The 6,304-nt window shown below is 66.3% G+C and carries 6 protein-coding genes; 1 reads left to right on the forward strand and 5 read right to left on the reverse strand.

The window, feature by feature from the left end; translation table 11 throughout:
- Nucleotides 1-32 precede the first annotated feature (32 nt).
- The 5 genes from F6S12_RS28895 to F6S12_RS28915 form a co-directional block, all read right to left on the reverse strand.
- Complete coding sequence (locus tag F6S12_RS28895; RefSeq protein WP_123473809.1) at nt 33-953, reverse strand: LysR substrate-binding domain-containing protein; 921 nt, start codon at nt 951-953, stop codon at nt 33-35.
- 99 nt (nt 954-1,052) lie between these two features.
- Complete coding sequence (locus F6S12_RS28900; RefSeq protein ID WP_409999864.1) at nt 1,053-2,381, reverse strand: MFS transporter; 1,329 nt, start codon at nt 2,379-2,381, stop codon at nt 1,053-1,055.
- 72 nt (nt 2,382-2,453) lie between these two features.
- Complete coding sequence (locus tag F6S12_RS28905; RefSeq protein ID WP_011059820.1) at nt 2,454-3,386, reverse strand: 3-keto-5-aminohexanoate cleavage protein; 933 nt, start codon at nt 3,384-3,386, stop codon at nt 2,454-2,456.
- 99 nt (nt 3,387-3,485) lie between these two features.
- A complete protein-coding gene (locus F6S12_RS28910; RefSeq protein ID WP_011059819.1) occupies nt 3,486-4,274 on the reverse strand; it encodes an SDR family oxidoreductase in 789 nt (262 codons plus the stop codon).
- Nucleotides 4,271-4,987, reverse strand: a complete 717-nt coding sequence (locus F6S12_RS28915) for a GntR family transcriptional regulator (protein WP_011059818.1) — start codon at nt 4,985-4,987, stop codon at nt 4,271-4,273. The genes F6S12_RS28910 and F6S12_RS28915 overlap by 4 nt, the downstream gene beginning before the upstream one ends.
- A 296-nt stretch (nt 4,988-5,283) precedes the next feature.
- Here F6S12_RS28915 and F6S12_RS28920 point away from each other — a divergent pair.
- On the forward strand, nt 5,284-6,304 hold a 1,021-nt coding region (locus F6S12_RS28920; RefSeq protein WP_315869626.1), incomplete at its 3' end, for an enoyl-CoA hydratase-related protein.

Below are 6,304 nucleotides of genomic sequence, written 5' to 3' on the forward strand. Positions count from 1 at the left end.
TCGCAGCCTGCGGCAGCGGCTACCAGGCGCGATTAGCTCGCGAGGGGCGCCCGCTCGCTCATGAAGGCTTCCAGCCGCGAGCGCAGCCAGCGTTCGGCGGGGTCGGTGTCCACATGGCTGAGCCAGACCATGGACAGGTCCAGGGTCGGGGTCTTGAACGGAAACGGCTCGCAGTACAGCTGCCCCGAGGCGGCCATGGCGGCGGCGGCATAGTCGGGCAGGCTGGCGATCAGCTTGGTGCCGGCGAGCAGGGCCGGCAGCGAGCTGTACTGGGGCACCGACAACACGACCTGGCGGGTGCGGCCGATCTCCGCCAGCCACTCATCGGCGAAGCCGGCGACATTGGCGGTGTGGGACACCAGCACATGGGGCCGCGCGCAGTACTCGTCGAGGGTCAGCGGTGTGTCGCTGGCATCGGCCCGCAGCACGCTGGGCTGGATATGCCGCAGCAGCTTGCGCTTGGCGTTGGCCGGCAGGCCGCGGGTCTGGCTGATGCCCACGGTGATATCGCCGGACGCCAGCAGGTCGGGAATCCGCCAGTAGTCCACATGCTGCACCACGACCACCACTTGCGGCGCTTCCTGGCGCAGGGCCCGCAGCAGGGGGGGCAGCAGGCCGAACTCGACGTCGTCGGACAGGCCGATGCGAAAGGTCATGTTGCTGCTGGCGGGATCGAAATCGTGGGTCAGGCTCAGGGCCGAGGACAGTGCGTCCAGGGCCGGCGACAGGTGCTGGATGATCTGCTCGGCACGGGCCGTGGGCTCCATGCGATGGCCGACGCGAATGAACAGCGGGTCGTTGAACATCGCCCGCAGGCGGTTGAGCGCGGAACTGATGGTGGGCTGGCCGAGGAACAGCTTCTCCGCCACCCGGGTGACATTGCGCTCGAGCATCAGCGCCTCGAACACCACCATCAGGTTGATATCGGCCTTGCGCAGTTCATTGCGATTCATTGATGTTGCCCCCGGTCCCCAGACGGGGAGCAGTGTAGAAAGGCCGGAGGGCTGGCGTCCAGGCAAGATCTGCCAAGCGACGCCGCCCCCGGGCAGACCTCAGGCGGAGTTTCTCGCCAGCCCACTCGCCCTTTGCTCACTGCGGTCCTCCTGGCCCTGGCGCAAACGCAGGGCCGCCAATGCCGCCACCAGCAGCACCAGGGCAATCACCTTGAGGCCATTCATGGCATTGCCGGTGCTCATCTCGATCGCGCCCATCACCGAAGGGCCGACAAAACCGCCCAGCAGCCCGCAGGAATTGACGAAGCCCAGGCCACCCGCCAACGCCGCGCCTTTGAGCCGTGAAGCCGGGTACAGGAAGATGATCGACTGCACCACGAAGAACATCAGCGCCGCCACGCAGAACCCCAGCAGGCTGAATACCGGCCCGGAAAACGCCGCGATCGACAGCCCCGCCGCCATCACCAGCAAGCCACAGACCAGCAGGCGCCGCGAGCGTTGCGGGCTGTTGGCCAGCCGGGGCAAGGCGATAGCCCCGACGGCCGCGGCGATCCAGGGCAGCGAGGTCAAAAGGCCAACGCTCATGATGCTCAGGTTGCCGTACTTGCCGATGATGCTGGGGAGGAAAAAGATCACGGTGTAGATGGTGATCTGATGGCAGAAGTAGACAAAGATCGCCAGCAGGATCTGTGGCGTGAAGCATTGCCGGAACGAGTGCCCGCCCTGCCCCGCGCCCTCGTTGGCTTCCCGGGCCAGGCGCTGTTCGATGGCCGCCGCTTCCTCGGCGCTCAGCCAGGGAGCACGGCTCGGGCGGTCCGGCAGGCGTCGCCATACTACCCAGGCGAAGAACACCGCCGGCAGGCCTTCGAGCAGGAACATCCACTGCCAGCCGTGCCAGCCCAAAAGGCCGTCCATCTTCATCAGCGCCGCGCCCAGCGGGCCGCCAATGATATTGGCCAGGCACACCCCCAGCAGGAAATAGCCGGTGGCCCGGGCCCGCTGCTGGCGGTCGAACCAGTAGGTCAGGTACAGCATGACCCCGGGAAACAGCCCGGCCTCGGCGATCCCCAGCAGCAGGCGCAGCACATAGAAGGAGGTCTCGCCCTGGACGAAAGCCATGGCAGCGGAGATCAGCCCCCAGGTCACCATGATCCGGGCGATCCAGAAGCGCGCGCCGACCTTGTGCATGATCAGGTTGCTCGGCACTTCGGACAGCGCATAGGTGAGGAAGAACAGTCCGGCCCCCAGCCCGTAGGCCGCGGCGGAAATCCCCAGGTCCACATCCAGCTGATGCTTGGCCAGGGCGATATTGGTGCGGTCGAGAAAACTCAGGACATAGGCCGCGATCAGCAGCGGCATCAGCTTGAGGAACATCAGCCGGGTCAGTTGTTGCGGGTCCCGGGGCGGCGCGGCGGTTGCAGTGTTCATGGGCATATCCCTTTGTAATTGTTATGCGGGATCGCCAGCGCCCGGAAGGCGCCGGCAGCGGGCCTGCGGGGCTTAGAAGGCGACCTGGTCGCGCCCCTTGAGCCCGAGCAGGGTGCGGGCTTCGTCCGCCGTCGCCACCCGGCCGCCCAGGGCCTCGATGACGCTGCGGATGCGTCGTACCTGGTCGGCGTTGCTCGCCGCCAGCTTGCCGGGGCCGTCCCACAGCGAGTCCTCCAGGCCGACCCGGGCATGGCTGCCCATGGCCAGGCCCATGGTCGCCAGGGGAATCTGGTTGCGCCCGGCGCCGAGGATCGACCAGTGATAGGCATCGCCGAACAGCCGGTCAGCGGTGCGGCGCATGTGTGCCAGGTCCTCGGGGTGGCCGCCGATACCGCCCCGCAGGCCGAACACCGACTGGATGAACAGCGGCGCCTTGAGCAGTCCGCGCTCCAGGAAATGCGCAGCGGTGTAGAGGTGGCCGATGTCGTAGCACTCGATCTCGAAGCGCGTGCGGTTCTCGGCACAGGCACTGAGGATATGGGCGATATCGCGGAAGGTATTGCGGAAAATCCGGTCGTCGCTTTCCTCCAGGTACGGCCGCTCCCAGTCGTGCTTGAACTCGGTGAAGCGGTTGAGCATTTCGTACAGGCCGAAGTTCATCGAGCCCATGTTCAGCGAGGCCAGTTCCGGCTTGAACTCCAGCACCGGTTGCAGGCGCTCCTCGACACCCATGGTCGGCGCGCCGCCGGTGGTGAGGTTGATCACCACGTCGCAGGCGGCCTTGATCTGCGGCAGGAAGCGCCGGAACAGCTCGGGGTCCTGGCTCGGCCGGCCGTCCTCCGGGTCCCGGGCGTGCAGGTGGACGATGGCCGCCCCGGCCTCCGCGGCGGCGATGGCCTCGGCGGCGATCTCCCCGGCCGTGACCGGCAGGTGGGGCGACATGGACGGGGTATGAATGGCACCGGTAACGGCGCAAGTGATGATGACGGGTGTTTTTCCAGGCATGACGGTACTCCGACTTTTATTCTTGATGAAAAAAATCCCAGGGTGTCGCTACAGGTTTCAGCGCCGGCGGTCCTCGCCGGCGCGGCCAGCCGGCGGGAGCTAGAGGTATTCGACGTTGCCGTCGACGCTGATCGCCTGGCCGGTGACGTTGCATGCCGCCGGCGAACAGAGGAACAGCGCCATGGCCGCCACGTCTTCGGCACTGACCATGCGCTTGAGAGAGATCTTCTCCAGGTACTGCTCGCGCATCTGCGCCACCGGTACCCCGGTCTGTTCGGCCCGGGCCTGGATCACCGCCTCCATCCGCGGCCCCTCGACTATCCCCGGCAACAGCGCGTTGACCCGGATATCGCTGGCACCCAGCTCCGCCGCCAAAGACTTCATCAACCCGACAATCGCCCATTTGGTAGCGGCATAGGGCGTGCGCCAGGCGTAGCCCAGGCGCCCGGCCACGGAGGCGATGTGCAGCAGGTGGGCCTTGTCCGATGCCTTGAGCAGGGGCACCGCGTGGTGGGCGAAGCGGTATTGCGCGGTCAGGTTGATATCGATGGTGCGCTGCCAGTCGGCATCGCTGACGGCATCGATGCCCGCGGTCGGCCCGGCAATGCCGGCGTTGTTGACCAGCACATCGAGGCCACCGAAGTGCTGCACCTGAAGCTTGAACAAGGCTTCGATCTGCGCCGGGTCGGCGACATCGGTACGGGTTGCCAGGGCCTCGGGGTAGCGATCGCGAAAGGCCGCCAGGGCCGCTTCACTGACATCGCACACATGCACCTGGGCGCCGGCTTCAAGGTAGGCAGCGGCCAGCACTTCACCGATGCCCGCCGCGCCACCGGAAATCATCACCCGCAAGCCCGGATAAGGCTGCAAACGCTGAAGGATGCTCATGCCCGGCCTCCTTTGCGCTGTGCTGCGCCGTCGCTCTTGGCCAGCAGGCGGCCCAGGGAATCCGCCGCCTGCATGATGTCGTCGGTGACCGCTGCTCGCGCCGCCGGGCCATCGCCGGCGACCAGGGCCTCGACGATTCGGTTGTGGGCTTCCATGGAACGTTGCAGGTGGGCCTTGTCCGGCGCCACCAGGGCGAAGCAGGGGCCCATGTGCAGCCAGAAGTTCTCCACGGCGGCCATGGTCAGTTCGGCCCGGGCCACTGCATAGATGCGCCGGTGGAAAGCGAAGTTGGTCCACAGGTAGCGGGAGACATCCACCTCGTCGGCGGCCTTCTGCATCTGCCGGCAGAGATCGGCGATCTCCTGCATATCGGCCTTGTGCAGATGCTGCACGGCCTTTTCCGCCAGCAGCCCCTCCAGGGCCACCCGTGCATCACGGATTTCCCGCAGGCGCTCCACCGTCATCATGCGTACCCGCAGGCGGGAGGTTTCCGTGACCTCGAAGGCATTTTCCGCACTCAAGCGCTGCAGGGCTTCGCGCACCGGCATCGGGCTGGAACCCAGGGCTTCGGCCAGGCCACGAATGGTCAGTTTCTGGCCGGGCTGGAATCGGCCACTCATCAAGGCTTCGCGAATCTGTCGATACACCTGTTCCTGCAAGGTATCGCGAGAAACCTGACGCAAGGTAGGCAGGGGGATAGGACCTTCGGACATGGGGGTGACACCTGTGTTGTGATTCTTGTGGGCAGCAATATGTGATCACAAATCAAATATGTCAAATATTCATCCTCACGTCTCTGAAGCAATCAAGGGCTTAAATCAAGTAAAAAGAATCTTTTTATTCCGCACCGCGAAACACTATTCCGTATTGACCCACTAATTTATTGATGACAGGATTATTTTCACCAGCCGATTCAAACAGCGGAATCCAATCCTGATTTCCGTTCAGCGCCCGGAGCCCCTGGGCAACCATCGGCCTCACGCTGCCCTTTCCTCGGGAGACTGCTGCAATGAGTCGCGACACCGCCCAGCCCTCTGTGGCATCCGCCCTGCACGACAACATCCTGGTCCTGACCCTCGACAACCCGCCGGTGAACGCCCTTGGCGTGGAAGTCAGGCGCGGGCTGCTGGCCGCCATGGACAGCGCCGCCGACGATCCGACGGTGGCCGCCATCCTGCTGGTCGGCGCCGGGCGCCACTTCTGTGGCGGCGCCGATATTCGCGAATTCGGCCAGGCGCCCCAGGCCCCGGCATTGCCAGCGGTGGTCAAGCGCATCGAGGACAGCGCCAAACCGGTGGTGGCGGCCATCCAGGGCGTGGCACTGGGAGGCGGCCTGGAAGTGGCCCTGGCGGCCCACTACCGCCTGGCCCTGGGCAGCGCCCGCCTCGGCCTGCCGGAAGTGCTGCTCGGCCTGCTGCCCGGGGCCGGTGGCACTCAGCGCCTGCCACGCCTGATCGGTGCCCGGGCGGCCCTGGAACTGATGCTCAGCGGCCGTCACCTGAATGCCCGGGAGGCCCTCGACCTGGGGGTGGTGGACCGCCTGGCGGAGGGTAAGGATGCCCTGGCTGCCGGCCTGGCCTATGCCCGCGAGCTGGTGGACAGCCATGCTGGCGTGCGGCGCACCCGGGACGCCCGGGCCCTGGGCGATCAGCATCTGCAACGCGAACAGATCAACGCCGCCCGCGAACAGCTCACGCACAAGGCCAAGGGCCTGCTGTCGCCGCAGAACATCATTCGTGCGGTCGAGGCGGCCCTTGACCGGCCCTTCGATCAAGGCCTGGAGCAAGAACGCCGGCTGTTCCAGGAATGCCTCGACAGCCCGCAGCGTGCCGGGCTGGTACACGCCTTTTTCGCCGAGCGCGAAGTGCTCAAGGCCCCGGAAACCCGCATCGCCCAGCCTCGCCCCATCGAACAGGTGGCCGTGGTCGGCGGCGGCACCATGGGCGCCGGCATCGCTGTCTCGGCCCTCGACGCCGGCCTGCAGGTCACCATGATCGAGCGCGACCAGCAGGCCCTGGACCGCGGCCGGG

The organism is Pseudomonas sp. JV245A (assembly GCF_032424515.1).
Classification (GTDB): domain Bacteria; phylum Pseudomonadota; class Gammaproteobacteria; order Pseudomonadales; family Pseudomonadaceae; genus Aquipseudomonas; species Aquipseudomonas protegens.